The sequence below is a fragment of the Pseudodesulfovibrio sp. 5S69 genome, from assembly GCF_037094465.1.
Classification (GTDB): Bacteria; Desulfobacterota; Desulfovibrionia; order Desulfovibrionales; family Desulfovibrionaceae; genus Pseudodesulfovibrio; species Pseudodesulfovibrio methanolicus.
On the sequence record NZ_CP146609.1, the window covers coordinates 3342038 to 3367972 of the forward strand.

At 65.9% G+C, this 25935-nt stretch carries 19 protein-coding genes; 4 read left to right on the plus strand and 15 right to left on the minus strand.

Features of this window, described 5'->3' with window-relative positions:
- Positions 1–99 precede the first annotated feature (99 nt).
- The gene (locus tag V8V93_RS15930; protein WP_338667591.1) at positions 100–1917 is read left to right on the plus strand and encodes a DEAD/DEAH box helicase; all 1818 of its coding nucleotides are present in this window, start codon (positions 100–102) and stop codon (positions 1915–1917) included.
- A gap of 3 nt (positions 1918–1920) precedes the next feature.
- Entirely contained in the window at positions 1921–2709 is a 789-nt protein-coding gene (locus V8V93_RS15935; RefSeq protein WP_338667592.1) for a hypothetical protein, read from the plus strand.
- A 12-nt stretch (positions 2710–2721) separates the two neighbouring features.
- Here the strand turns inward: V8V93_RS15935 and V8V93_RS15940 are convergent, their stop codons facing one another.
- Positions 2722–3762 carry an HD-GYP domain-containing protein gene (locus V8V93_RS15940; RefSeq protein WP_338667593.1) on the minus strand — a complete coding sequence of 347 codons (1041 nt, stop codon included), beginning with the start codon at positions 3760–3762 and terminating at the stop codon, positions 2722–2724.
- Positions 3763–4016: 254 nt separating this feature from the next.
- Here V8V93_RS15940 and V8V93_RS15945 point away from each other — a divergent pair, with 254 nt between their 5' ends.
- A complete protein-coding gene (locus V8V93_RS15945) occupies positions 4017–7367 on the plus strand; it encodes a response regulator (RefSeq protein ID WP_338667594.1) in 3351 nt (1116 codons plus the stop codon).
- A gap of 7 nt (positions 7368–7374) precedes the next feature.
- Here V8V93_RS15945 and V8V93_RS15950 read toward each other — a convergent pair whose 3' ends face one another.
- From V8V93_RS15950 to V8V93_RS15995, 10 genes are all read right to left on the minus strand, one after another.
- The gene (locus V8V93_RS15950; protein ID WP_338667595.1) at positions 7375–8274 is read right to left on the minus strand and encodes a DUF1566 domain-containing protein; all 900 of its coding nucleotides are present in this window, start codon (positions 8272–8274) and stop codon (positions 7375–7377) included.
- Entirely contained in the window at positions 8271–9629 is a 1359-nt protein-coding gene (locus tag V8V93_RS15955) for a dihydrolipoyl dehydrogenase family protein (protein ID WP_338667596.1), read from the minus strand. Before V8V93_RS15955 ends, V8V93_RS15950 begins: the two co-directional genes overlap by 4 nt.
- A 152-nt stretch (positions 9630–9781) precedes the next feature.
- The gene (locus V8V93_RS15960) at positions 9782–10384 is read right to left on the minus strand and encodes an SET domain-containing protein (RefSeq protein ID WP_338667597.1); all 603 of its coding nucleotides are present in this window, start codon (positions 10382–10384) and stop codon (positions 9782–9784) included.
- Between the two features lie 12 nt (positions 10385–10396).
- Complete coding sequence (locus tag V8V93_RS15965) at positions 10397–12400, minus strand: GNAT family N-acetyltransferase (RefSeq protein ID WP_338667598.1); 2004 nt, start codon at positions 12398–12400, stop codon at positions 10397–10399.
- A 127-nt stretch (positions 12401–12527) separates the two neighbouring features.
- Positions 12528–13349, minus strand: coding sequence for an energy-coupling factor ABC transporter ATP-binding protein (locus V8V93_RS15970; RefSeq protein ID WP_338667599.1), 822 nt, complete (start codon positions 13347–13349; stop codon positions 12528–12530).
- Entirely contained in the window at positions 13349–14212 is an 864-nt protein-coding gene (locus tag V8V93_RS15975) for an energy-coupling factor ABC transporter ATP-binding protein (RefSeq protein WP_338667600.1), read from the minus strand. The genes V8V93_RS15970 and V8V93_RS15975 overlap by 1 nt, the downstream gene beginning before the upstream one ends.
- A 3-nt stretch (positions 14213–14215) precedes the next feature.
- The gene (locus V8V93_RS15980; RefSeq protein WP_338667601.1) at positions 14216–15040 is read right to left on the minus strand and encodes an alpha/beta fold hydrolase; all 825 of its coding nucleotides are present in this window, start codon (positions 15038–15040) and stop codon (positions 14216–14218) included.
- A gap of 61 nt (positions 15041–15101) precedes the next feature.
- A complete protein-coding gene (locus V8V93_RS15985) occupies positions 15102–15920 on the minus strand; it encodes an energy-coupling factor transporter transmembrane component T family protein (protein ID WP_338667602.1) in 819 nt (272 codons plus the stop codon).
- A 16-nt stretch (positions 15921–15936) separates the two neighbouring features.
- Positions 15937–16530 carry an ECF transporter S component gene (locus tag V8V93_RS15990; protein ID WP_338667603.1) on the minus strand — a complete coding sequence of 198 codons (594 nt, stop codon included), beginning with the start codon at positions 16528–16530 and terminating at the stop codon, positions 15937–15939.
- 3 nt (positions 16531–16533) lie between these two features.
- The gene (locus V8V93_RS15995; protein WP_338667604.1) at positions 16534–16962 is read right to left on the minus strand and encodes a PPC domain-containing DNA-binding protein; all 429 of its coding nucleotides are present in this window, start codon (positions 16960–16962) and stop codon (positions 16534–16536) included.
- 560 nt (positions 16963–17522) lie between these two features.
- Between V8V93_RS15995 and V8V93_RS16000 the strand changes: the two genes are divergently transcribed.
- Complete coding sequence (locus V8V93_RS16000) at positions 17523–20615, plus strand: VCBS domain-containing protein (protein ID WP_338667605.1); 3093 nt, start codon at positions 17523–17525, stop codon at positions 20613–20615.
- Between the two features lie 147 nt (positions 20616–20762).
- Here V8V93_RS16000 and V8V93_RS16005 read toward each other — a convergent pair whose 3' ends face one another.
- The 4 genes from V8V93_RS16005 to V8V93_RS16020 all read right to left on the minus strand — a co-directional run bounded on the left by V8V93_RS16005 (position 20763) and on the right by V8V93_RS16020 (position 25870).
- Positions 20763–22376, minus strand: coding sequence for an NADP-dependent glyceraldehyde-3-phosphate dehydrogenase (locus V8V93_RS16005; protein ID WP_338667606.1), 1614 nt, complete (start codon positions 22374–22376; stop codon positions 20763–20765).
- A gap of 163 nt (positions 22377–22539) precedes the next feature.
- Positions 22540–23004, minus strand: coding sequence for a Cys-tRNA(Pro) deacylase (ybaK, locus tag V8V93_RS16010; RefSeq protein WP_338667608.1), 465 nt, complete (start codon positions 23002–23004; stop codon positions 22540–22542).
- Between the two features lie 53 nt (positions 23005–23057).
- Positions 23058–24632, minus strand: a complete 1575-nt coding sequence (locus V8V93_RS16015; RefSeq protein ID WP_338667609.1) for a DHA2 family efflux MFS transporter permease subunit — start codon at positions 24630–24632, stop codon at positions 23058–23060.
- Positions 24633–24634: 2 nt separating this feature from the next.
- A complete protein-coding gene (locus tag V8V93_RS16020) occupies positions 24635–25870 on the minus strand; it encodes an HlyD family secretion protein (RefSeq protein ID WP_338667610.1) in 1236 nt (411 codons plus the stop codon).
- Positions 25871–25935: the final 65 nt, after the last annotated feature.

Consider the following 25935-nt stretch of genomic DNA (forward strand, 5'->3'; position numbering starts at 1 on the left):
AATACGGTATAGTGTTCTCCGCAACGAACGAATTTCCCATTCCGGCCCACTCATACATCGTAATCAATGGCCGGAATCCACATCACACAGTAGGTAGAAATGGAAAACGACACAATGCATCCCGACAACGGGACCGAAACAACGGAAACCGGCCCCGCGCCGATCACCTTCGACGCCCTGCCCGAGAACCTGCGGCAGGCCTGCGAACGCGCCGGATGGGACAAGCTCATGCCCGTCCAGGAACGCGCCATACCCTTCCTCCTCGAGAACCAGGACGTCATGGTCCAGGCCCGCACCGGGTCCGGCAAGACCGGCGCCTTCGTGCTCCCGCTGGTGCACAAGCTCGACTCCTCCCGGCACACCTGCCAGGCCCTGGTCATGGTGCCCACCCGCGAGCTCGCCAAGCAGGTCGCCCAAGACGCGCGCATGCTGGCCGGCGACGACTTCAAGGTGGTGGCCGTGTACGGCGGCGTGGGCTACAAGGAACAGCTCGACGCCTTCCGCGAGGGCGCGAACCTGGTGGTCGGCACCCCCGGCCGCATCCTGGACCACCTCATGCGCCGCAACCTGACGCTGGACGACCTCAAGGTCGTCATCTTCGACGAGGCGGACCGCATGCTCTCCGTGGGCTTTTACCCGGACATGGTTGAGGTCAAGCGGTATCTGCCGCGCAACATCGACGGCGCCTTCATGTTTTCGGCCACCTTCCCGCCCAGCGTGCTGCGCCTGGCCGAGGAGTTCATGGTCAAGCCGCAGTTCCTGAGCCTCTCCTCGGACGAGGAGAACGTCTCGGCCATCTCCCATCAGTTCGTGGAGGTCCCGGCCATGGGCAAGGAGCGCAAGCTCATCAAGCTCATCGAGCTGGAGAACCCCTCCTCGGCGATCATCTTCTCCAACACCAAGCGGAACGTGGAATTCACCGCCGCCCTGCTCTCCCAGTTCGGGTTCGACGCCGAAGGACTGACCTCGGACCTGACTCAGGGCAAACGCGAACAGCTCATGACCCGCATCAAGGCGGGCCAGTTGCGGTTCCTGGTGGCCACGGACGTGGCCGCGCGAGGCATCGACATCCCGGAGCTGTCCCACGTGTTCATGATGGAGCCGCCCGAGGACCCGGAGTCCTACGTGCACCGCGCGGGCCGCACCGGCCGGGCCGGGGCCACGGGCACGGCCATCACCATGGTGGACGTCATCCAGAAGATGGAGCTTGAACGCATCGCCGCCCGGTTCAAGATCCACTTCGAGGAGATCAAGGATCCCACCGACGAGGACGTGACCGCCATCATCGAGGAGCGGCTGACCGCCATTCTGGAAAAGAAATACCGCAAGCTGACCAACCTGCAGCGCGAGCGGGTCTCCCGCTTCCTGCCCCTGGCCAAAAAATACGCCGAGGACGAGGAATCCCTGGCCCTGCTGGCCATGCTCCTGGACGAGCTGTACCAGCCCACCCTGCACGGCAAGCCCGCCGTGCCCGAGACTTCCCCCGAGCCCCAGCGCGAACGGCCGCCTCGCGAACGCGGCGGCAGGAACCGCCGGTCCGCCGAGCCGCCCAGGGAACGGCGCCCCGAACGGCCCGCCCGGCCCGAAAAGCCTGTTCAGTCGGAAAAGCCGGCCCAAAGCGACGAGCCCCGCGAACCGCGCGAGCCCCAAGAACCGCGCGAGCCCCAAGAACCGCGCGAGCCCCAAGAACCGCGTGAGCCGCGTGAGCCGCAGGCGGCCAAGGAACAGCCCCGCCCGCCCAGGGCCCGGGGGAGACGGACGGCCAAGCCGCAAAACGACCGGCCCGCGCCCGAACCCCGCACTGCCCCCGCCCCCGACGAACCGCGCGACAGCGCCCCAACCGGCGGCGAGGACGATCCCAAGCCCAAAGCCAAGCGGCGTCGGCGCAGAAGGCGGCGCAAGCCCTCCGGCAGCTAGGCCGTGGACGGCCGGACCCTGATCCTCGGCCTGGCCGCAGGCTATCACTACGGCGATGTTCGCCCGTTTCTCGCCTCCCTGGACCGGGCGGCGTACGCGGGCGATCTCGTTTTTTTCGTCTCGGAAACCACCCGCGACCTCGAACGCATGCGCGCCCACGGGGCCGAACTCCTGCCCATGGACCGGGCCCCCGGCCTGGAGGGCGTGCCCTGCAACGCGCTGCGCTATTTCCTGTACCTGGACTATCTGCGGACCTGCGGCCGGACCTATGACCGCATCCTGATCAGCGACGTGCGCGACGTGATCTTCCAGCGCGCCCCCTTCGCCTTCCCCTGGCCGGAGGGGATCTGCTGCACCCTGGAGGCGCCCTCGGCCACCGTGGGGTCCTGCCCGTTCAACGCCCGCTGGGTCCGCGAGCACCTGGGCGAAGACGCCCTGGCCGCCATCGCGGACCGGCCCGTGTCCTGTTCCGGGACCACCGTGGCCGACCACGGCTCCATGCTCGCCTATCTCGAACGCATGACCGGGCTGCTCCTGCCGCCGTCCGGCGGCGAGTGCATGGCCGGATACGACCAGGGTGTGCACAACCACCTCGTCCACGCGGGCGGGCTCGACGGCCTGACCCTGTTCGACAACGATGGACCGATCCTGACCCTGGCCCAGACCCGGGACGAACCGGCGGTCGACGGACGCGGCGACGTCCTGAACCGGGCCGGGCGCGTGCCCCACCTGGTCCATCAATACGACCGCAAGCCGTCGCTTTTCAAAATGATCCGAAAACGGTTCGCCTGATCCGGCGGCCGCCTACCTGGCGAGGGCGTCCTCGCCGACGCTCGCCCTGATCTCGCGCAGGGTCTCCATGTTCCCCAGAAAGAGTTCCGTGAGATGGGGGTCGAAGTGCCTGCCCCGCTGCTCGCGGATGTGCGCGCACGCCTCTTCCTCGGTCCAGGCCTCCTTGTAGGGCCGCCTGGAGGTCAGGGCGTCGAACACGTCGGCCAGGGCCACTATCCGCCCTTCCAGGGGGATATCCTCCCCGGACAGTCCCACGGGATAGCCCGTGCCGTCCCACCGCTCGTGGTGGGTCATGGCGATGCGCCGAGCCATGACCATGAGTCGGTTGTCGTGCTCGCCGATGATCTTCGCACCGATGGTGGTGTGGGTTTTCATGATCTCCCACTCGTCGGGGGCGAGCTTGGCCGGCTTGCTCAGGATGTGGTCCGGGATGCCGATCTTGCCCACGTCGTGCATGGGAGCGGCGCTGTGAATGAGGTCCACGGCCTCCTCGTCCAGACCGGCGGCCAGAGCCAGGGCCCGGCAATAGCCGCTCATGCGGACGATGTGCAGGCCGGTCTCGTTGTCCTTGTACTCGGCGGCCACGCTGAGTCGGCGGATGATCTGCAACCGGGTCTCGTACAGATCGCGGGAGCGCTCGGCCACCTTGCGTTCCAAGGCCATGTTCTGGTTGTGCAGGGCCAGATGGGTGCGCACCCGGGCCAGGACCACGGCCGGACTGACGGGCTTGGTGATGTAGTCCACGCCGCCGACCTCGAATCCCCTGGTCTGATCCTGCTCCTGGTCGCGGGCCGTGACGAAGATGACCGGGATGTTCCGGGAGCGAAGGTCCGCCTTGATCCTCTCGCAGACGGTGTATCCGTCCATGTGGGGCATCATGACATCCAGGAGGACAATGTCCGGCGGCGTCTTCGAATGGACGATGTCCAGCGCCTCTTGGCCGCTGAGCGCCGCCAGGACACGGTATTCGTCCTTCAACGTCTCCACGAGCAGGTCAAGGTTCGTGGGGATGTCGTCCACAACCAGCACGGTCTGCTTTTCCCTGTCCGCCATGGGACCTCCGATATTTTCCGACATGCTGACCTGCAAAATCATCCCCACAGGGCTGTGCGCGGGCAATTATAATTGGAGTTATTCCTGTCAATACGCCGCAATCAGGCGTAAAAGGGAAAGTAGTCAGCCATTGTTCCAGGACGATTACCGTGAAATAGAATTAATTATCCAATTATAATACTTCGGTTGTTGGTTTTGCTGGTATCCTCTCCTCAAACCCGCGAAACCGGACGGCACCGCCCCTCGAGAACGCCATGTTGAAGCACTACTCCGATATCTCCCTGCCCCTTCGCAGCTTTCTCGGGACCGTCATCTTCCTGACCGCGCTCGCCGCCCTGGGCGTCTTTTTCCTGTACGCCCAGGCAGCGAACTCCATCGAAAAATCCATCAGACTGAATGAATCCATCCACAACAGGATGGTTACCCAGAGCATCGACCTGGACCTCAAGACCCTGTTCATGGACCTCCTCCTGGTGGCCAACCATGTGGAGACCCGGTATTTCCTACAGGACCGGACCGAACGTAACCGCCGGGACCTCACCAAGGAGCTCATGGCCCTAAGCTCCCTCAGCGGGGCCTACGACCAAATCCGCATCCTGGGCAACGACGGCCTGGAGCTGCTCCGGATCAACGAAAACAACGGCCATCCAGCGCCGGTTCCCGCCGACAAGCTCCAGAACAAGGCGAGCCGATACTACTTCCAGGACTCCCTGCCCTTGACCAACGGTGAGATATACGTTTCCCCGTTTGATCTGAACATCGAGAACAAAAAGATCGAGCTGCCCCTGAAGCCCATGATCCGGGTGTCCACTCCCATATATGACGACGCGGGGTGCCGCATCGGCTTCGCCGTTCTCAACTACCTGGGCCAACGGATCATCGACCGCCTCGACGGCGGCGGGCAAAAGGCGGGCGACCAGACCATACTCCTCAACGAAAACGGCTACTGGCTCGCCTCTCCTCATCCGGAAAAGAACTGGGCCTTCATGTACCCCGGCCGCGAGAACCTGCGCTTCAGCGTGGCCCATCCCGAAACCTGGGCCCGGATCAAGGCCATGGACAAGGGCCAGTTTTCCACCTCGGAGGGCCTCTATACGGTCGGCACCATCCGCGTCACGCCCATGGAGACCGTCAAGGTCAAGGTGGCCCAATCCCACGAATGGAAGGTGGTCTGCTTCACCTCGAAGAAGGACCTCCAGGCCTACGTCACCCCGGTGCGCGCCCGCTACCTGACCATATTCGGGGTCATCGTCCTGCTGTCGGTCCTGATCGGCCTGACCAGGGCCCGGTTCACCGCCGCCAGGGAGCGCAACGCCAGGGAACTTGAAACAGCCCGGCAGGCCGCCGAGGAAGCCAACCAGGCCAAGAGCGACTTCCTGGCCCGCATGAGCCACGAAATCCGCACGCCCATGAACGCCATCATCGGCCTGACCCACCTGGCGCTCAAGACCGAGTTGACGCCCAAGCAGACGGACTATCTGTCCAAGGTCGCCCTGTCGGCCAATTCCCTGCTCGGGATCATCAACGACATCCTGGACTTCTCCAAGATCGAGGCGGGCAGGCTGATCGTGGACGAGGCGGACTTCCTCCTGGACGACGTGCTCAACAACATCATCAACATGCTCGGCCTGACCGCGGAACAAAAGGGCATCGAATTCCTGCTCATGGTCCGCAGCACCGTGCCCAACCGGCTCCGGGGCGACGCGCTCAGGCTGGGGCAGGTGCTGCTCAACCTGACCAACAACGCCGTCAAGTTCACCGAAAAAGGCGAGGTCATCCTCCAGGCCGATCTCCTCGAACAGGACGGGGCCACGGCCGTCATCCGGTTCAGCGTCCGGGACACCGGCGTCGGCATCAGCCGGGAGCACCTGGCCAGGCTGTTCCAGCCCTTCAGCCAGGCCGACGGCTCCATCACCCGCCGGTTCGGCGGAACCGGGCTGGGACTGTCCATCTCCAAAAGGCTGGTGGAGATGATGGGCGGCGAAATGAACGTGACCAGCGAACAGGGCAAGGGCAGCGAATTCTCCTTCACCATCCCCCTGAAGCTCCAGCCCGACCACACAGGCGAGACCTTCGAATATCCGAAGGAGATCAAGGGGCTGCACGTCCTGGTGGTGGATGACAGTCGAATGTCCCGCATGGTCCTGTGCAAGGTGCTCGAATCCTTCACCTTCAGGGTAGAGGAAGCGAGCTGCGCCGTGGACGCCCTGGCCCTGCTCGAGGAACGGGACGAAACCGACCCGTTCCGGCTGATCATCACGGACTGGAACATGCCGGACACCGACGGCATCCAGCTGGTCTTGCGCATCAACAAGAGCCAGGCCATCGGGCACAAGCCCAAGATCATCATGCTCACGGCCTACGGCCAGGAGTCCATCCGCCACAGGGCGCGGGAAGTCGGCATCGACGGGTACATGCTCAAGCCCTTCAACCGCTCCATCCTGTTCGACACCATCATGGACACCTTAAGCGGCAACGCCGACCACAGGCCCAGGCTGTCCGCTCGCACAGATCAGACCGGGGTGCCGCCCAACCTGCCGGGCGCGCACATCCTCCTGGCCGAGGACAACGAGATCAACCAGCAGGTGGCCCGTGAAATCCTCGAAGGCGCGGACATTCGCGTATCCATTGCGAACAACGGCCGGGAGGCCATGGAGATGGCCCTTACCGGGGACTTCGACGCCGTGCTCATGGACATCCAGATGCCGATCATGGACGGATTCAAGGCGGTCAAGGCCATCCGGGAGGGGGGGAAGACCTCCCTGCCGATCATCGCCATGACCGCGCACGCCCTGGTGGGTGACCGGGAGAAGAGCCTCCAGGCGGGCATGAACGACCACGTGACCAAACCCATCGACCCCGATGAATTGATGAGGACCCTGGCCCACTGGCTGCCGGACCGCGAAGGCGTGGCGCCGCTACGGACGGCGGAGCCCGCCGCTCCCGACGGGGAACCGGACCCCATGCCCCATCTCCCCGGCGTGAATACGGCTCAGGGGGTCGCCAGGCTGCGCGGCAACAAGAAGCTCTACCGAAAATTGCTCAAGGACTTCGCCCAGGACAGCCCCATGCTCCTTGAAAAACTCAAGGCCGATGCCTCGGCGGAACGGTTCGAGGCGTGCCAGGGAGTGGTCCACAACCTCAAGGGCGTGGCGGGCAACATCGGAGCCGACCGGCTGCGCGAGACCTTCGCCCGGCTCGAACAGGCGCTTCTCGGCGGACAGGGAGATTTGCACACCCGCCTGGACCAGGCCGTCCGCGAGGCCCGGCGGGTGACCGACGGCATCTTGAAGGCGTACCCGCCCGAGGACGAGCCCGAGATTCCGGCCGCGGACCTGGACCGGGTCGAGAGCCGGGGCGTCCTGGACATGCGGCACCAGCTCGAAGCGCTGCTCGGCCTGCTCGAACGCCACGACATCGACGCCCAGAAGCTCTTCCGCTCCCTCCGGGAGGAGTTGGAGAGAAACGCCCCATCCCGGACCCGGGAACTGGCCCGGCTCATCGACCAGTTCGATTTCACCTCGGCCGGGGACACCCTCCGCGCGCTTCTGAAGCAGTGCCGGGACAACGAGTGCCCGGACGAAAAATCCGATCCCGGGGAATGACCCCGGCTCAGTCCGAACGCACTGCCCAGACGTGGAATTCGGCGCGCGCCTTGAAGCCGACGCCGACCGCGCCCTTGTGCAGATAGTAGCAGAACGACCACGTGGGATCGTAGCCGCTGTCCGTGGCCGACCAGTAAGCCTCTCGCACGGCCGTGAAGGGATGCCCTTCGGGCAGGGCCGGGTCGGCCCGCGAGCAGTCGGTCAGGGATTCCAGTTCCATGATGGCGGGCAGCCGCCAGGCGAGCCCGGACTCGGTGGCCAGCGCCTCCACGGCCCGGCCCGCCGCCTCCCGGTCGACCATGCCCCCGGCCAGGTCTGTCTCCCTGCGCCAGATCAGGCCGGTCATGCGATCCTCGACCTCGCCGCCGTTTTCCCGAAACCTCGGCTCGGGCCATGGGCGGCCCCTGCGCAGCGCCCCGTCCTGGCCGCTCCCGGCACAGTCCTCGGGGCCGCCGTCCGCGCCGAAACAGCCGGTCTGACCGGTGGCCCACAAGACCTCGGATTCACCGCGCACGGGCCAGACCACCGCGTCGTCCACCTTGCGCCCGAAGAACATGCGCCCGCCGCTGAACTGCACCCACCAGGCGTAGGCATGGTCCCGGGCCGAGGTGGTCGAGGTCCAGCACTTGCCCGCCCAGACGTGCTCGAAGGGATGACCGGGCGGCAGGGCCGGTTCGCGCCCGCCGTGGTCGACCAGGGAATAGAGCTCGCGCCGGTTGGGCAGCCGCCAATCCGCGAAGCCGAAACGCTTTTCGCGGTTCATGGCCTCGATGGCCTGGAACGCTTCGGGCCAGGACAGCCCGGTCTCGAATGGCTGGGCCAGCCGGGGCCAGGACAACCCGGTCAGGCAGTCCTCGACGATATCCCCCCTGACCGTGAATCGGGGCGCCTGCGTATCGTCGGTCATCCCAGCATGTACCTCACGGTATACCCGAAGGACGGATAGGCCCACGGCTGGGCCAGGAGATCCTCGCGGGTCAGTGAATGGCGGATGGCCATGCCGAAGATATTGACGACCTCCTCGGCGTGCGCGCCCAGGTAGTGCGCCCCGAGAATGCGGCCCGTGCCCCGCTCCACCAGAACCCGGTAGCCCGCGTGGGCCATGCCGAGCCGGTGGTGCTCGGACCACTTGGCCGCGTCGCCTTCAAAAACCTTGAAATCGTATCCCTGCTCGCTGGCCTGCTCTTCCAGGAGTCCGGCGCAGGCCAGTGTCGGGTGGGTGAAGACCGCGCCCGCCGTGCCCGAGAGGTCGGACCGGGCCGAACCCTCGTCGAGAATGTTGCGGACCACGGTGTCGGCCTGCAGGGCGGCCACCGGCGTCAGGGGATGGCCCGGCTCCACGCAGTCGCCCGCGCCGAAGACCACGGGATTGGACACGCTGCGCATGTACTCGTCCACCTTGATGCCGCGCTCGCCGCTTTCCACGCCCGCCTTGCCCAGGTCCAGGCCGTCCAGGTCGGGCACGCGGCCCGTGCCGCTCACCGCGGCGGCGGCCACGAACTCCATCTCCACATCGTCCGGTCCTGACACGATGACGCGCACGCCGTCCTCGAACGGCTCCACCGCCTTGACCGGGTGGTCGGTATGCACGGCCACGCCCTGGTCCCGCATGGCCTGGACCAGCTTGCGGCCGAGGCTCTCGTCGAACCCCTTGAGCACGCGGTGACTACGGTGCAGGATGGTCGCCCTGGCCCCGGCCGCGGCCGCGATGCAGGCGAACTCGAAAGAGATGAACCCGCCGCCGATGAAAAGCATGGACTCGGGCAGATTTTCCAGGTCGAGGAAGCGGTCGCTGCTCAGCAGAAGGCTTTCGCCGGGGATGCCGAGCTTGCGCGGCACGGCCCCGGAGGCCACGACGATGTGCCGGGCCGTGAGGGGCCCGAGCTCCTCCACCTCCACCGTATCCGGGCCGGTGAACCGGGCCTCGCCCTGGATGGTGGTGATGCCCCGGCCGTGGAAGGAGTCGAAGACCCGGCCCGAGATGGGGTCGATGACCGAATGCTTGAAGCGCATAAGCGAAGCCCAGTCCACACGCACGTTCCCGGCCACGCCGTGGGCGGCCGTGTCGCGTACCCGCAGGATCTCGTGACTCATGTCGGCCAGGGTCTTCTTGGGCTCGCACCCGCGCAGCGGGCACACCCCGCCCCAGCCGTCCTTCTCCACCACGGCCACGTCCAGCCCGGCCTCGCCGAGCCTGCGGGCGACAATGCCGCCCGCAGGGCCGGAACCTATCACGATCACGTCATATGCCTGTCGGGTCACTTGTCTGCTCCAGGTATGGTTTTCCAGGTTGACGGCCCGCCCGAAGCGGACCCTTTCCGTCCATCCTCGCACATTCACGCGGAAAGTAAAGGGCGGGACGCTTCCGTGAGGAAACGTCCCGCCCCGGTGGGAAAAATCGAACCGGCCCCAAACTATCCGCAGACCGGCTCGGCCAGCCACTTGAGGTTGCGCACCGACGAATAGCCCGCCCTGCCCGCCAGGAAATCCTCCAGCCGGACGCGCGCCTCCCCCGGGAGCAGGGGCAGCAGGGGCTGGCCGACCGACGGGACGCGCCTGAGACTCTCCTGGACGCGCTCATCCCAATCGTGGCCGTAGACGTCGATGTCGTCCAGCCGCAGGTGCTCGCGGCAGTCCACGCAGCCGCAGCAGATGGCGTAGGGCTCCTGGATGTTGAGCAGCCCGTACTCGGTGGTCAGTTCCTCACCGGCCGCGATGTCGCGCACCGCGATTTCGAGTCCGTAATCGGTCATCATGGTGGTCGGGTGGCAGTTGTGATTCATGTACCGGGCATGGTCCCAGCTCAGGACCAGGTTGCCGCATTTGTCATGGTACATGTAGGTCTCCATGGCCGCGCGCTGGGGTTCGGGCAGGGCGAAGAAGGCCTCGCGGCTCATGGTCACGTCGAACCGGTCCCGGACCACCACGATGGTCCCTCTGGGGATGGGGGCGGTGGCGAACACGCCGACGCCGATGGCCGGGTCCCCGGACAGGACCCTGGTGTTGGGATGGATCATCTGCGGCCTCGTCTAATAGATGTAGCGCACCTGGTGCCGCTCGGCCTCGATGCGGTTGTAGATGGAACGCATGATGCGCTCGTAGAGTTCGTCCCCCAGGACCAGGTCCTCGATGCCCGCGTCCACGTTGGGGTTGTCGTTGACCTCGATGACGTAGGCCTTGCCGCCCATGTCCTTGAGGTCCACCCCGTAGAAGCCGTTGCCGATGAGGGACGAGGCCTGGATGGCCGCCTTGAGGATGTGGGGCGGGACCCTGTCCACGGACATGGTCTCGGACCGGCCGCTGAAGCCGTCGCCGTCCTGGTCCTCGCTCTCCTGCCAGTTGTAGATCTGCCAGTGGTTATTGGCCATGTAGTACTTGCAGGCGAAGAGCGGCTCGTTGTCGAGAAGCCCCACCCGCCAGTCGAAGGCCGAGACCAGAAACTCCTGGGCGATGACCAGGTCCGTATGCTTGAACATGTCGACCAGCTTGTCGCCCAACTCCTCCACCGAGGAGACCCGGAACACGCCCAGGGAAAAGGAGCTCTCGGGCAGCTTCAGGACCAGGGGCAGGGGCAGGGTGCTCAGGAACTTGGGCGTGCACTCCTTGCGCGTCAGGTGCCAGCCGCGCGGCTGGTTGACACCGGCGTGGGCCAGCCGCTCCTGGAGATAGACCTTGTTGGAGCACAACATGATGGACCACGGGTCGTCCACGACCACCAGTCCTTCGGTGTAGGCGTGCCGGGACATGGCGTAGGTGTGGTTGTCCATGGCCGTGGTCTCGCGGATGAACAGGGCGTCGAACTCACAGATGCGCCGGTGGTCCGCCTTGGTGATGAACTCCACGAAGAAGCCCACCTTTTCCGCGGCCTTGCGAAATTTCTCCAGGGCCATGGGGCTGGACGGCGGCGTGGGTTCGGCCGCGTCGGCCAGGATGGCCAGGTCGTACTGGTAGCTTTTGAGCCTGGGCCGGTTGTAGCGCTTCTTCAGGCAGAAGGCCTCCAGGGCGGTGCGCAGCAGTTCGGGCCACTGCCTGGCCACCTGCCGAAGGTGCAGGAGCTTGACCTTGCGGAACTTCCAGCCGTCCTCCTGGCGTTCCATGGTGATGGTGAAGAACGGAATGGCGAACAGGGAAAAAAGCTTGCGGGCCAGTTCCGCCCGGCACGGGTCCGGGGTGCGCCCGAGGATAATGGTCAGCTCCAGGAGCGCGCCCTTGCCCGGCATCGACCGAGGGTGGAGGGCGTCCTTGATCTCGTCGAGCAGGCTCTGGGCCACCAGCGGCGTGGTCACGTCCTTCACGGTCATGACCGACGGGGTCACGCGGTGGTTCCGGGCCGTGGCCAGCAGGGAGACGTAGTAGCCCATGGAATGCGTCTTGTAGGAGGTGCACAGGTTCAGGACGTGGAACCGGTTGGACCCGGCGTAGTTGGTGTCCGCCAGGTAGTCCGTGGCCGAGCAGAACTGGACGCCGGGGCAGCAGTCCCTGACCCGGCCCGGCTCGTCCACCACGATGACCACGCTCTCGGGCGACCCGTCGCGGCTCGCGGGCGACAGGACCATGCGCACGGCGGGCTCGGCCGGGCCGTAGTAGTCCGGCAGGGAACGCACCGGCTCGAAGCCGAACTTGCGGTACCAGTTGACCAGCTTGGGATTGTTCATGTCCGCTTCGAGGGTGACGCGCTCGTACCCGTGGCTGGCGGCAAACTCCACGATATGCCGGACCAGGGCCTCGCCCAGGCCGAGCATGCGGTATTCCTTGAGGATGGCCAGGGAATAGACCCGCAGGGACCGCTTGTACTGGAAGACCACGGCGCACCCGGCCGGAACCGGTTTCCGGCGCCTGGGCCTGCCCTCGATGACCAGTGCCAGTTGGGACGGGCTGGTGAGGCTGTGGCGCAGGCTGGCTTTGGAGGCGCGCCGGTTCTCGCTGAATCCGGTCCGTTCGCAGGCCTCGAACAGGGGCAGGTCGTCCAGGGTCGCCGGGCGGACGGAAGAGGAAGGAAAGGAGACGGCTGGCGTCTCGCACGCAAGGCTCATGAAGCCTCCCGAAGTTGCAGGCCACCCGGGCCGCGATCACGCGCCCGAGAATGGCACTCCCATATACCCGGTTTTCAGGGAGGTAAACAGAAATCGCGGGGGTGCCGCGCACCTTTTTCGCCTCGCGTTATTCCGCGCCGGACGCCGCTCCCCCGGCACGCAGGGCGGCCAGAAACGCTCCGGGCGTGAACCGCGCCGGACGGACCGCGAAACGGGCGCAGAGCCGGGCCACCTGGCACGGCAGCAGGCCGCAGGATTCAAGCAGCTCTCCGCGGGTGAACAGCTCGGCCACGGGGCCGTCGAAGCGCAGCCGCCCGGACTCCAGGCAGACCGCGCGGTCGCAGTTCTCGGCCACGAAGTCCATGTCGTGGCTGATGAGCACCACCGCCCTGCCCCGCTCGCCGAGCCGGTCCAGGGCCGAGGCCAGCAGCCCGGTCTCGAAGGAGTCCAGCCCAGCCGTGGGCTCGTCCAGGACCAGCAGGGGCGTGTCCATGGCCACCACCGAGGCCAGCGCCAGCCGTTTGCGCTCGGACAGTCCCAGGTCGTAGGGGTTGGCCGCCTCCCGCCCGTCCAGGCCGAACAGGGCCAGGGCATCGGCCGCGAGCGTGGCGGTGTGCTCGGGCGAAAAACCGAGGTTGCGCGGGCCGAAGGCGACCTCGTCGGCCACCCGCCCCTTGCAGATCTGATCGTCAGGATTCTGGAAAAGCAAAGCCGCCTTGCCTGCCAGCGCGGCCACCGGCAGGCCCGCCGTGGGCTGCCCGTCGAGCAGCACCTCGCCCGATGACGGCCGGAGCAGGCCGTTCAGGTGCCGGGCCAGGGTGGACTTGCCCGAGCCGTTGTGGCCCACCAGGGCGATGCGCTCCCCGGCCCCGATGGACAGGGACACGTCGCACAGGGCCTCCACGCCGCCGGGATAGGCGAAGGTCACGCCGCGCAGTTCCGCCAACATCAGCGCGTGCCCTTCCGCCCGGCCTCAAGTCCGGCCACGGTGTGTTCCAGGGTGACCGCCGGGGGGCGGTCCGCGTCCCACATGTCGAGTTCACGAGCCAGCCTGGCCACCTCGGTGTAGCGGTTGCCGGACAACCCGGTGCGGGCCAGTGCGGCCGAGACCAGGACCTCGGCGGGCGGGCCGTCCAGGACGACGCGTCCGCCCTCCAGGACCAGGACCCGGTCCGCGAACCGGGCGATCCACTCCAGCCGGTGCTCGGCCAGGACCACGGTGCGCCCCTCGCGGCACAGGCCGTCCAGGGTCTCGAAGATCCCGGCCGTGCCGCACGGATCGAGAAAAGTGGTCGGCTCGTCCAGGACCAGGACCTCGGGGTCGCCGACCAGGACCGAGGCCAGGGCGACCTTCTGCTGCTGGCCGCCCGATAGCCGCGCGGGCGAACGCTGGGCCAGGTCCTCTATCCCGGCCAGCCGCAGGGCCCGCTCCACGTGTTCGGCCATGAGGTCGCGCGCCACGCCCCGGTTCTCCAGGCCGAAGGCGACCTCCTCGAACACGGTGAAGCGCGCGCCCGAGAACTGGCTGGCCGGGTTCTGCATGACCAGCCCCACGCGCAGGGCCAGATCGGCCACGTCGGACTCCCGCGTGTCCAGGCCGCCCACCAGGACCCGCCCGGCCATGTCCCCGCCGTAGAGGTGCGGGATGACCCCGGCCAGGGCGTAGCACAGGGAGGTCTTGCCCGCGTTGTTGCGGCCCACAATCGCCGTGAACGAGCCTTCCTCGATGTCGAGGGTGATGCCGTCCAGGGCGGGGCTGTCCGCCGCCGGGTAGGTGTAGGCGAGATTGTCGAGGGAGATGTCCGGGACCATGGCTCAGCTCAGGAAAAAGGTCTTGATCTCGCGCACCAGGGCGTCCGGCCGCTCCTCGATGACCAGGTGCCCGGTCCCGGGCAGCTCCACCAGGGTCGAGCCGGGAATCATCCGGTTGAGCAGACGGCCCTTTTCCGCCGGGATCCAGGCGTCCTGCCTGCCCCACAGGATGAGCACCGGCCGTTCGATGGACGGGTACAGGTCCTGGACCTCGTCGGTGTACCGGCTGTCGGCCTGGGCCATCTGCCGGTAGAAGGCGGCCTGGCCCTCCGCGCCCGTCCAGGGGGCCACGATTCCGGCCAGGGTCTCTTCGGAGAGGGGCGAAACCGCGGCGGATCCCACATAGGCCCTGACCACCGCCTCATGGATGTAGCCGGGCAGCCCGGCAAAGGCCGCCTCATGCTCCCGGACATGACGGAAGAACGGCGACCCCCACGGCGAGACGGCCACCGGGTCGATGAGCGCGATTTTCCGGAAGTCGACCTTGTCCAGCAGATGGGTGCGCAGAACGGTCGTGCCCCCGAAATCGTGCCCGACGATGACCGGGCGCTCCAGCCCCCAGAACCGGATCAGGGCGGCCAGGAGCCGATTCTGCACCCCGAGGGAGACGTCGTTGTCCGACTTGTCCGACTGCCCGTAGCCGAGCAGGTCGAACAGGTGGACCCGGAAGGAGTCGGCCAGGCCTCGGGCCAGATGGCGCAGGTTGAACGAGGACCAGGGCGTGCCGTGGACCAGGACCAGGGGCTCTCCCTGCCCCAGGACGTCGCAGGCCACCTCCCGTCCCTGGAAGGTGAAGGTCTGTCGCAGGTTCCAATCGGTGTCGGACATGGGACTCCTTTTGTCTTCTGGCGGGCGCTAACACCGCACCGCGCAGGCGTTTCCGGCCAGCCTATGCGCCGAGGCCCGTTTTTACAACAATCCAGTACACGGCCACACCCAGGCAGGCGGCCAGCATGACCCGGCGGGCCCATCGCTGGGCCGTGGAATCGGGCACCTCCCGCCAGGCGGTGCGGGGGGAGCGCGAGTTGAAGCCGCGTACCTCAAGGGCCACGGCGCGCTGCTCGATGTCCATGATCGCGCCGAGCAGGAACGGCTTGACCAGGGGGACCAACCCCTTCGCGCGCCTGAATATCCTGCCCTCGGAGTCCAGGCCGCGCGCCCGCTGGGCCGCCTGGACCGTGGCCGCGCGGGCCCGCATGGCCGGGAGCAGGAGCAGCGGGCTGCCCACCAGGAAGGCCAGCTTGGGCGACCACCCGGCCTGAGTCACGGCCGTGACCATGTCCGCCGGGTGGGTGCACAGAACGAAGAGCAGGGAGGCGGACAGGACCACGGCCACCTGGAGCAGCACGGTTCCGGCGAAGACGAGCCCCTCGCGGTACAGGGCGATCCCGTGCCAGGCGGCGATCGCGGTGCGGTTGCCGGGGTAGAGCAGCCCGTGGATGGGAAGCATGAAGAGCATGAGCGGGAGCATGATCCGCCAGAACACCCTCCACGCCCTGGTCCCGGCCCCGGCCGTGAACAGCAGGCAGCCATTCAGGGCCAGGAGCGCGGCGCAGACGAGCCACTCACCGGCGAAGGTGGGCGACGGCACGCCGTAGGCCAGGGCCCCGGCGAGCAGGACCCAGGCCAGCTTGGTCAGCGGGTTGAGCGCGTGGACGAAGGAGCGGCCCTCGACGAAGAGGGTCGTGCCGGACGGGGATCTCTTCATGGCCGAAGCGGTCCCGCTAGGAGACCGCCTCCACGCCGGGGAACCGGGCCATGGTCCGTGCGGGCATGCTCTTGATCACGCCCCAGACGATCAGGGCCGTGACCACCTTGTCCAGCAGATTCGAGGTAAAGATCGTGACCACCACCGAGCCGAACAGGTCGTTGCCCAGGGCGAGCATGTAGGCGGTGAAGAAGTCCGCGCCCGAGCCGGAGATGCCGCCGAACATGTACAGCTTGATGGGCACGGCCACGATGGCGTTGAACACGGTGATGATCACGCCGCTGACAATGACCAGCCCCCAAGTGCGGAACAGCCCCCAGCGGGCGCACAGACCGGCCACGATGCCGATGACCATGGCCACGGGCGCGAACGCGGCGGCCACGGGCGAGGTGATCACGCCCCAGATCAGGTTGGTCAAAAGCCCGGTCAGGCCGCCCGCCCAGGGCCCGGCCAGCACGCCGACCAGGACCGTGCCGATGGAATCGAGAAAGACCGGCAGCTTGAGCAGGGAGACGAGTTGCCCCACCACGATATTCAGGACGATGGACACGGCGATCAGGACGAAGGTGAACGTGCTGAATTCCTTCTTCAGTTGCTCGGAAATACTCATACCCTACTCCTCTTCCGGTTTCATGGTTTCCACGGCCAGCTCCGGGTACCCGGTCTGCGGGTCGAACGGCCGCGAGAAGCGCACGCCCGGTAGCAGGCCGACCACGAGCTCCGCCGTGGTGTAGGCCCGGCAGCCCTCCATCAGGTGCCCCCCGGTGGTCCTGCCCGTGCCGTCCGAGACGGCGATGTGGCAGTGCGCCCCATCCGGCGACAGCACGCCGGTCAGCGATACGATCTCGAAATGCCCCGTGAGGGTGGCCGACTCCGGCCGATCGGCGAAACGGATGACCGCCGTGGTCAGGCTGCCCACGCAGGCCAGGACGCAGCCCGCCGCGGCTCCGCTCTCCGCGAACAGCCGCTCCAGCTCCGCGAGCAGGTCCTGCCCCGGTGTAAGCCGCGCCGCTACCGTGGCCATCGTCGTCGCAAACCCCATCGTCGCCCCCTCCAAACGGTTCGATTGAACCGGCCCGCCGGGGCTGCGCCCGGCAGAGCCGTATGACAACCCCTTACTATTTCAACAGTGAATCCTGTCAATATATTTTATCTATTTCAAGTTTGGCACTACCCCAGCCAATCTCACGACGCCGAAAAACGCCGCTTTCTCAAGGGCCGAAAGTGGAGAAATCGAAAGGCGTTTTTCCCGATACGACACGTTATATTCCGTATTGGGAAAATACGGTTGTAAATTCAATGTGATAATTATTATCAACTAGACACGGGACAGTGCAAAACTCATTTTTCCCATTTTTGTTTTCCACAACAAAATGTTTAAAGGGCTGTTTAATCCCCACCTTCAAAGGCTGAAATGGCGGTTTCGGAGACCGCCCTCCCCCTTCTCTCCGCGGCGTAATTAATGCAGTTATCCACAACATAACATACCAGTATATAATATTTAATAACTGTGTTCCCCCTCACAGGCATCACGTATATTAAAGTGGACCAGAAAATTAAGCACGAGCTTGACATATTTTCACACCTTCAAGGGAGGACATCATGACCGCCACCAGCACCACCCAAGCCCCTGTCATCCAGGTATCACTGCCTGGTGCGGGCCGGTCCGTGTCGTATCGACTGACGCCGGACGCATTGGTACGGTTCACCTTTGATCTCGCGGATGCGGAATTCATCGGTAACGGCAATAACCTTGAACTCGTCGTGGAAGACGGCGGGACGATCATTCTGCAGGACTACCTGCCCCTGGCCGAAGCGAACACCCTGCCCGTATTCGAGATGCTCGACGGCCAGCAGGTGGAAGGCGGGGTCTATCTCTTCGCCTTCGAGGGCAACCAGCCCGTGACCGAACAGGACATCGAGACCGCGGCGGCCGGAGCCACCTCCGGTTCGGGCGCCGGTGAATACACCGACGACCCCGGCACCCTGTTCGACGGCCTCAACGCCTTGGGCCCGCAGGTCGACGCGTACGACGGGCACCTCTTTCCGACCATTGACCCCATCGTCACCGACCTTCCCGAAGCGGCGGCGATTCCCCCGGTGGCCGTGGGCGATGTCAGCCGCATCGTCGAGAGCGGCACCAACCGCTCCGGGGGCGAAAACGGACACTATGACGCAGGCCAGGGGCTGTTCAGCTCCGTGACCGGCAACCTGCTGCTCAACGACTATGACGACGACAATGTGGACTACCCCGAAACGGGCGGGGCCGACACCGAGCTGTCCGTCCTGACCATCGACTTCCCCGGCCAGGACTTCACCGGGAACAACCCCGGCCCCGAAGAGGTTTCCGGCACCGGCACCCAGGTCAACGGCCAATACGGCACCCTGACCGTGCACGCCGACGGCTCCTATGAATATGCATTGGACGAGACCCTGGCCGACCCCTTGCGCGAAGGCCAGGAAGTGACCGAACAGTTCCTGTATACGGCTGTGGCCCCGGACGGCAACGAGAGCAATACCGCCACCCTGACCATCACCGTGGTCGGGACCAACGACCCGCCCGAGGCCCTCGACGACGTCTCCGCCGATGTCGTCGAGCAGGGCTCCGAAGTGGCCGGCATCGCCATAGCGGCGGGCAACGTCCTGCACAACGACGCCGACATCGACAACGTGGGCTACGAGGACCTGGCCCCGGCCTACAAGGACCAGCTCCCCACCGACCCGGACGGGCTTATCGAACTGGGCGTGACCAGTATCTACAGCTACGGCACCAGCCAGTATGCGGGCACCCCGGACGGCAACGGCAACTTCACCGTGAACGGCACCTACGGCACGCTGACCATCAATGCAGACGGCGCCTACGAATACGCCCTGGACCAGGACAAGGCCGATCCCCTGAACATAGGGGACAACCCGACCGAGGACTTCGGCTACTCCATGTGGGACGGCGAGAAGTACGACTACGCCTACCTGCGCATCCCGGTGCTCGGCTCCAATGACGCGCCCGTGGCCGACGCGGACGTGAACGCTTTCACCGAAGCGGTGGACGACGCGGCCCCTGCGGACGTGCTCGGCGCGGTGCTGGCCAACGACACCGACGTGGACAACACGGCCGCCGAGCTGTCCGTCGCGGACATCCGGTACTCGGGCGACGGCACCCCGCCCGTGCGGGTCAGCGAAGCCTACACCGCCGACCACGTAATCGAGGGCCGGTACGGCACCCTGTACCTGAACAACGACGGAACCTACCACTACGTCGAGGACAAGACGGCCACCGATCCGCTGAACACGAACAACGCGGCCGTGACCGACGTGTTCACCTATGACGTGACGGACAACCAGGCGGGCGGCGCGCTCAGCGACACCGCCACCCTGACCATCACCATCGACCCGGCCAACGACTCCCCGGTCGCGGTCCATGACGGCTCGCACGGGATCTTCATCACCAACACCGTGGAAACCGTCATCGACGACTGGAGCGGCGTGTCCGGCTCGGTCATCTACCGTCCGGGCTACACCGTGACCGCCGAGTCCTTCGACGCGAACGGCGACCCGATCAACGACGTCCAGTTCACCACCTGGGGCAACGACCAGCACTTGGGCATCCACACCAACGGCACGAGCGACAGCCAGAAGGTCGACGACCTCGACGGCCGCGAGCAGATCACCTTCGAGTTCGACGATCCGCAGAGTTCGTTCAGCACCGAGTTCATCGCCCAGGGCAACAACCACGTCAACGCCTGGGTCTACCCCATCGGCGGCGGGGTTCCGGTCATGTTCGAGAACGTGGGCAACGCGGTCCACATCACCCCGGGCTTCGACTTCGACACTATCGTCTTCATCCCGGACGGTTCCTTCGGCATGGAAAGCCTGACCACGGTCACCGGCGGCGAAAACCTGCTCATGGGTACGGCCGGAGGCAACGTGCTGGCCAATGACTACGACGTGGACAACGTGACCTTCGACGACGCGACGGCAAGCGGCGACATGGGCGCCATGGAGTTGTCCGTGTCCGACATCGACTCCGGCAACGTGCCCGGCAACGCCCCGAGCACGGGCACCGACCTGGACGGCGACTACTACACCGTGGACGGCGAGTTCGGCTCGCTGAAGATCTACGAGACCGGCGAGTGGTCATACACCCCGCACGAGGCCGTTGGCGGCGAAGGCGGCTGGCAGAACCTGGACCACAGCGCCACCGACACCTTCGTGTACACCGTGTCCGACGGCCTGGGCGGGACCGACACCGCCGCCATCGAGGTCTCCCTGAACGTGAACACGACCAGCGCCACCGGCGGGACCGGCACCCTGTCCGGCACCGACGGCAGCGACGTCCTCTTCCCGGCGGACGGCGACTCCGTCTCCTCAGGAGCGGGCAACGACGTCATCGTCATCGTCATCGACCCGGTCTACCTGGGCGGCGGCGCGGCCACGATCGACGTCACCGACTTCAGCGACCACGACCGCCTGGCGCTCGGCAACATGGAAGGAGCGAGCGTGGCGATAACCTCCAACAGCAATGATGTCAGCCTGGTCTTCTCCGACATCGACGGCAGCGACGACATCACGGTCAACCTCCTGGGGGTTGCCCCGGTGCACGACGCGGTGGATCAGACGGTGGGAATCACCTCCAGCGCCGATCTGAACCAGCTCATCCAGACCATCATCGACTCCGGCAACGCCAGCATGGCTTAGTCGTTCCGGACAGGTCCCCCCTGTCGATGCATGGAGAGCAATCCGGATGAGCCCGCATCCGGGCGAAGACCCCGTAAAAGAGAGGCTTGGAAGTCCCCCTTCCAAGCCTCTCGATTCGTTGTGGCGTTGCCCGGACGGGCCGTCCGTTTACATGATGAAGTCCGTGCTCAGGAAGTTCGACTTGTGTGTGCGGGCGATGTCCGAGAGCAGGGTCTTGTTGCGCGGGGTGCCCTTGGCCGCCACCAGGGTGCGGATGGAGAAGCAGCGCAGGGCGTCGCCCACGGACAGGGTGCCCTCGGCCGAGTCCTTGCGCCCGGTGAACGGGAAGACGTCCGGCCCGCGCTGGCACAGGCAGTTGACGTTCACCCGGCAGACCTGGTTGACCATGGGGTCCACCAGGGAGGCCACCTCGGCCGCGTCGTCGCTGAAAATGGACATCTGCTGCCCGTAGCGGGACTCGATGATATAGCGGATGGGGGTCTCCACGTCCTTGAACGGCACGATGGGCACCACCGGGCCGAACTGCTCCTCGTGATAGACCTTCATCTCCCCATTCACGGGATAGAGCACCGCGGGATGGAACAGGGACCGGTCCACGGCTCCGCCGCCGGGGTTGACCACCCTGGCGCCGTGCGCCTCGGCGTCGGCCACCAGGTCGGTCAGGTACTCGATCTTGCCCGGCTCGGGCAGGGGCGTGATGCGCACGCCCTCGTCCCAGGGCATGCCGATGGTCATGGTCTTGAGCCCTTCGTTGAAGCGGCGGATGAACTCGTCGACCACGTTTTCATGGACAAAGAGGATCTTGAGGGCCGTGCACCGCTGGCCGCTGAAGGACAAGCTGCCGGACACGGCCTCGGACACGGCCAGGTCCATGTCCGCAGACTCCATGACCACGGCCGCGTTCTTGGCCCCCAGGCCGAGGATGCAGCGCAGCCGGTTGGGGCTGGGGTGCAGCAGCCGCATGGCGTTGGCCGCCTCGCTGGAGCCGATGAAGGCCAGGACGTTGATCACACCGGATTCGAGGATGGGCTTGACCAGCCTGCGGTTGCCGAAGACCAGGTTGACCACGCCCGCCGGGAAGCAGTCGCGGAAGGCCTCCATGAGCGGCGCGAAGAGCAGCTTGCCGTGCCTGGGCGGCTTGATGATCACCGGGTTGCCCATGAGCAGGGCCGGGATGAGCGTGGCAAAGGTCTCGTTCAGCGGATAGTTGTACGGGCCCATGCACAGGGTCGGCCCGAGGGGCGCGCGGCGGATTTGGGCGTAAATCCCGGATTCGATGACGAAACGCGACGAGGCGCGGTCCAAGTCCTTGAGGGCGTCGATGGAGTCGCGGATGTACTCGATGGTCCGGTCGAACTCCACGCAGCACTCCTTGTAGGGCTTGCCGATCTCCCAGACCATGAGGCGGACCACTTCATCGCGCGCCTCGATCATGCGGTGGGTGAAGTCCTCCACGTGCTTGATGCGCGCGTCCACGGACAGGGTCGGCCACAGCCCCATGCCGTTGTTCCAGGCCCTCTTGGTAGAGGCCACGGCGGCCGCCCCGGCCGCCTCGTCCATGACCGGGCAGGAGCCGAGATGCTTGGGGGCATAAACGCCGTCAACGGCGGTCTCTATGGCGGATTCGATCCGTTGCAGCTCGCCTTCCCAAGGTTCGAGGCGGCCGTCGAGCAGGTACTCGGAGACCTCCAGGGGGGTGTCGATGCGGAACGGGTCGGGGATGGCGGATTCTTCGGAAAACAGCGTGTTCGATGAGCTCATGATGTCTCTGACTTCCAGGTTTGCCAGGACATTTAATTATGTCCGGATGGACACAATATGAAAGGCGGGCACGGATGACAACCGCTTTTTCGGACCCCCAAAAAGGTGCCGGGGAGAAAGACCGGCAGAGGCCCGGAGCGCCCCGGACCGGCTGGGAGCGGGGCTAGCGGGCCACGGGCGCAAAGGACGCCCGGGTCAGCGCGGCCAGGTCGGCCGGAGCGAGTTCGATGTCCAGGCCCCGTCGGCCACCACTGACGAACAGGGTTCCGAGCCCCTCGGCGGACGCGTCGACCACCGTGGGCAGCCGCTTCTTCTGGCCCAGCGGGGAGACCCCGCCGACCACGTAGCCGGTGGTCCGCTCGACCACCTTGACGTCGGCCATGGCCGCCTTCTTGGCCTTCAGGGCCTTGGCCATGGCCTTGAGGTCGAGCTTGAGCAGGACCGGGACCACGGCCACGGCCAGGCTGCCACCCGCGTCCACCACCAGGGTTTTGAAGACCCGCTCGGGCGGGACGCCGAGCTTTTCCGCCGCCTCCACCCCGAAGGACGGGGCCGCGGGATCGTGATCGTATTCGTGGACCGTGTACTTGATCTTGGCCTTCTTGGCCGCGTTGATTGCGGGAGTCATGTGCAGTTACCTAGCGGAAGCGGGATGTGCGGGCAAGGGGCGCTTGGGCGGCTTCATCGGCTTCCCTTTCCCGTCAGCACGAGAATGGCCGCCCTGCCGGGCAAGAAAAACACCATGGGCACCAGGACGAAGAACAGGCAGCCGAAGACGAAGGAGATGTCGTTGTAGGCCAGCATGGTGGCCTGGCGCATGACCTTGTGCTCCAGCAGGCCGAGGGCCAGCGGAAGGGCCTGAGTCGCCCCCACGCCCTTGGCCAGCAGGGCCTGGACCGACTGGGCCAGGTAATCCTGGGTGACCTGGCTCAGTTCGCTGATGTGGGAAGTCAGATAAACGCGGTGAATGGCCTCGCCCCGGTCCAGGAGCACGGCGGCCAGGCTGTAGCCGATATTGCCGCCCACCCGCCGGGCCAGGGTGTATATGGATGAGGCGTCCGTGATCATGCTCTTATCCACCGAAATGAGCGACACCGTGGACAGGGGCACGAACATGAACGGCATGCCGATGCCCATGACGATCAAGGGCGGGATGAGATCCAGGTATCCGGCCGACGTCGAGAGCTGCATGAGCTGGTAATAGGAAAAGACGATAACGCAAATCCCCCCCAACAGAAGGGGTTTGGCCCCGATCCGCTGGAAGGCCCAACCGGCCAGGGGCATGAACAGGAGCAGGGTCACCGCGCGCGGGGCCAGCACCAGGCCGGACTCGAAGGCCGGGTAGCCGAGGATGTTCTGGGTGAACTGAGGCAGGACGAAGGTCGTTCCGAACAGGGACACGCCGAAGACCAGGCCCATGACCGAGCCGAGCACAAGGTTGCTGTCCTTGAGCACGCGGAAATTGACCACCGGCTCCTTGCTGCGCAGTTCCCAGAAAACCAGGACGAACAGGGAGGCCACCGAGGCCACGGTCCACCAGACGATCATGGAGGAGTCGAACCACTGCTCGTCGTTGCCCCGCTCCAGGACCACCTGCATGCCGGTCAGGCAGACGGTCAACAGCCCGATGCCGAGCCAGTCCACGGACTGGATGCCGCGCCGCAGATACGGCGGATCGTGGACGAAACGCATGGTCAGGAGCATGCCCAGGGCGCAGACCGGCACGTTGATGTAGAAGATCCACGGCCAGCCCCAGGCGTCGGTCAGCCAACCGCCGCAGATGGGGCCCAATGCCGGAGCCAGCACCACGCCCATGCCGTACAGGGCCATGGCCGTGCCCTGCTGGCGAGGGGGAAAGGTCTCGCGCAGGATGGCCTGGGACACCGGAATGAGCGCCCCGCCGCCGATGCCCTGGATAACCCGGTAGATGATCATCTGGTTGAAAGTGGTGGCCGTTCCGCAAAAGATGGAGCCGACCGTGAACAGGGCGAACGAAGCCAGATAGAAGTTCTTGCGCCCGAGCAGCGCGCTCCACCAGCCGGACATGGTCACCATGATGATCTCGGCGATGGAGTAACTGGTGGCCACCCAGGTGATGGACGACAGGTCGGAGCCGAAGCTGCCCATCATGTGCGGCATGGACACGTTGACCACGCTGGTGTCCATGACGGACATGAAGGCGCCGAACACCACCGTGAAGGCGATGGTCCAGCGTTCGGCCGGAGACATTTCCTCCGGATCCTTGTACATGCTCATGGCTATTGCATCGCGGTTTCGCGGCCGGTCCGAGCCCCGGCGAGGCCGTCACCGGCGGGCCCGTCGGCCAGGTCCACGTTCGGGATGACGGACATGCCCGGGGCCAGGAGATAGCCACCCTCGCCGTTCGGATGGTTCAGGACAATCTTGACCGGCACGCGCTGGACCACCTTGATGAAGTTGCCGGTGGCGTTCTCGGGCGGCAGCAGAGTGAAGCGCGAGCCCGTGCCCCGCTGGATGGAGTCCACGTGCCCCTCGAAGGTCACTCCGGGGTAGGCGTCGACCTCGATGTCCACGGACTGGCCCGGCTTCATGCCGGAAATCTGGGTCTCCTTGAAATTGGCGACGACCCACACGTCGCGCCCGACCACGGCCAGGAGCTGCTGACCGACCTGGACATAGGTTCCCGGCTCCACGGCCTTCTTGGTCACGAAGCCCGCGCACGGGGCGGTGATACGGGTGTAGGACAGGTTCAGTTCGGCCTGGCGGACCTCGGCTTCGGCCTCGCGGGCCTCGGCCACGCGTTTGTCGACCACAGCCTGGGCCTGGCGCAGCCCGTCCTCGGCGGCCTGGGCCGAGGCCACGGCCTGACGGATCTGGGCCGACTGGGTGTCGATCTTCTTCCGGGCGGACAGGAGCTTGGCCTTGGAGACCGCAGCCTGGGCGCGTGCGTGGTCGTATTCCTGGCGGGACACGGCCCCTGCCTCGACCATTTCATCCATGCGCTTGAAGTCGTTCTCGTCGCGATTGTGTCCGGCGGCGTATTCGTCCACTCCCGCCCTGGCCTGGTCCAGCTCGGACCGATTGGAAGACAGGGCCGCGTTGCGCTGCACCACCAGGGAGCGGGCGGCCGCGACCTCGGCCTCGGCTTCCTGCCTGGCCGCGTCGGCGGACTGCAAGCGCGCCTTGGCCACGTCCAGGGCCACCTCGAAGGGGCGCCGGTCCACCTGGACCAACAGATCGCCCTTTTCCACCCACTGGTTGTCGTGCACCGGCACCTCGGCCACGTGACCGGCCACGCGCGGGCTCATGGAGACCACGTGGGCCTCGACAAAGGCGTCGTCCGTGGATTCGTGCGTCATGATCCGCACGTACAGGGGGTAACCCAGGACCACGGCCAGAACCAGGACCACCGGTCCCAGGACGAGCAGGGTCTTCCTGGACCCCAGGCTCTTGCGTTTTGCGGCCAGCCTCTTCAGCTTGGAGGCGGCGTCGTTGCTCATGTTTTCGTTACTCATTGATCTCCCTCAATAAAAAAAATGCTCACTGAAAATATCGTATCCTGCGGCGTCCCGGCAGGGCC

Bases quoted from the DNA above. Each gene is read 5' to 3' on its own strand.
- V8V93_RS15980 (WP_338667601.1), bottom strand. From the start codon at position 15,040: ATGTCCGACACCGATTGGAACCTGCGACAGACCTTCACCTTCCAGGGA.
- V8V93_RS15950 (WP_338667595.1), bottom strand. From the start codon at position 8,274: ATGACCGACGATACGCAGGCGCCCCGATTCACGGTCAGGGGGGATATC.
- V8V93_RS16005 (WP_338667606.1), bottom strand. From the start codon at position 22,376: ATGAGCTCATCGAACACGCTGTTTTCCGAAGAATCCGCCATCCCCGAC.
- V8V93_RS16015 (WP_338667609.1), bottom strand. From the start codon at position 24,632: ATGAGCATGTACAAGGATCCGGAGGAAATGTCTCCGGCCGAACGCTGG.
- V8V93_RS15945 (WP_338667594.1), top strand. From the start codon at position 4,017: ATGTTGAAGCACTACTCCGATATCTCCCTGCCCCTTCGCAGCTTTCTC.
- V8V93_RS16020 (WP_338667610.1), bottom strand. From the start codon at position 25,870: ATGAGTAACGAAAACATGAGCAACGACGCCGCCTCCAAGCTGAAGAGG.
- V8V93_RS15930 (WP_338667591.1), top strand. From the start codon at position 100: ATGGAAAACGACACAATGCATCCCGACAACGGGACCGAAACAACGGAA.
- V8V93_RS15995 (WP_338667604.1), bottom strand. From the start codon at position 16,962: ATGGGGTTTGCGACGACGATGGCCACGGTAGCGGCGCGGCTTACACCG.
- V8V93_RS15990 (WP_338667603.1), bottom strand. From the start codon at position 16,530: ATGAGTATTTCCGAGCAACTGAAGAAGGAATTCAGCACGTTCACCTTC.
- V8V93_RS15970 (WP_338667599.1), bottom strand. From the start codon at position 13,349: ATGTTGGCGGAACTGCGCGGCGTGACCTTCGCCTATCCCGGCGGCGTG.
- V8V93_RS15940 (WP_338667593.1), bottom strand. From the start codon at position 3,762: ATGGCGGACAGGGAAAAGCAGACCGTGCTGGTTGTGGACGACATCCCC.
- V8V93_RS15985 (WP_338667602.1), bottom strand. From the start codon at position 15,920: ATGAAGAGATCCCCGTCCGGCACGACCCTCTTCGTCGAGGGCCGCTCC.
- V8V93_RS15975 (WP_338667600.1), bottom strand. From the start codon at position 14,212: ATGGTCCCGGACATCTCCCTCGACAATCTCGCCTACACCTACCCGGCG.
- V8V93_RS15965 (WP_338667598.1), bottom strand. From the start codon at position 12,400: ATGAGCCTTGCGTGCGAGACGCCAGCCGTCTCCTTTCCTTCCTCTTCC.
- ybaK (WP_338667608.1), bottom strand. From the start codon at position 23,004: ATGACTCCCGCAATCAACGCGGCCAAGAAGGCCAAGATCAAGTACACG.
- V8V93_RS15960 (WP_338667597.1), bottom strand. From the start codon at position 10,384: ATGATCCATCCCAACACCAGGGTCCTGTCCGGGGACCCGGCCATCGGC.
- V8V93_RS16000 (WP_338667605.1), top strand. From the start codon at position 17,523: ATGACCGCCACCAGCACCACCCAAGCCCCTGTCATCCAGGTATCACTG.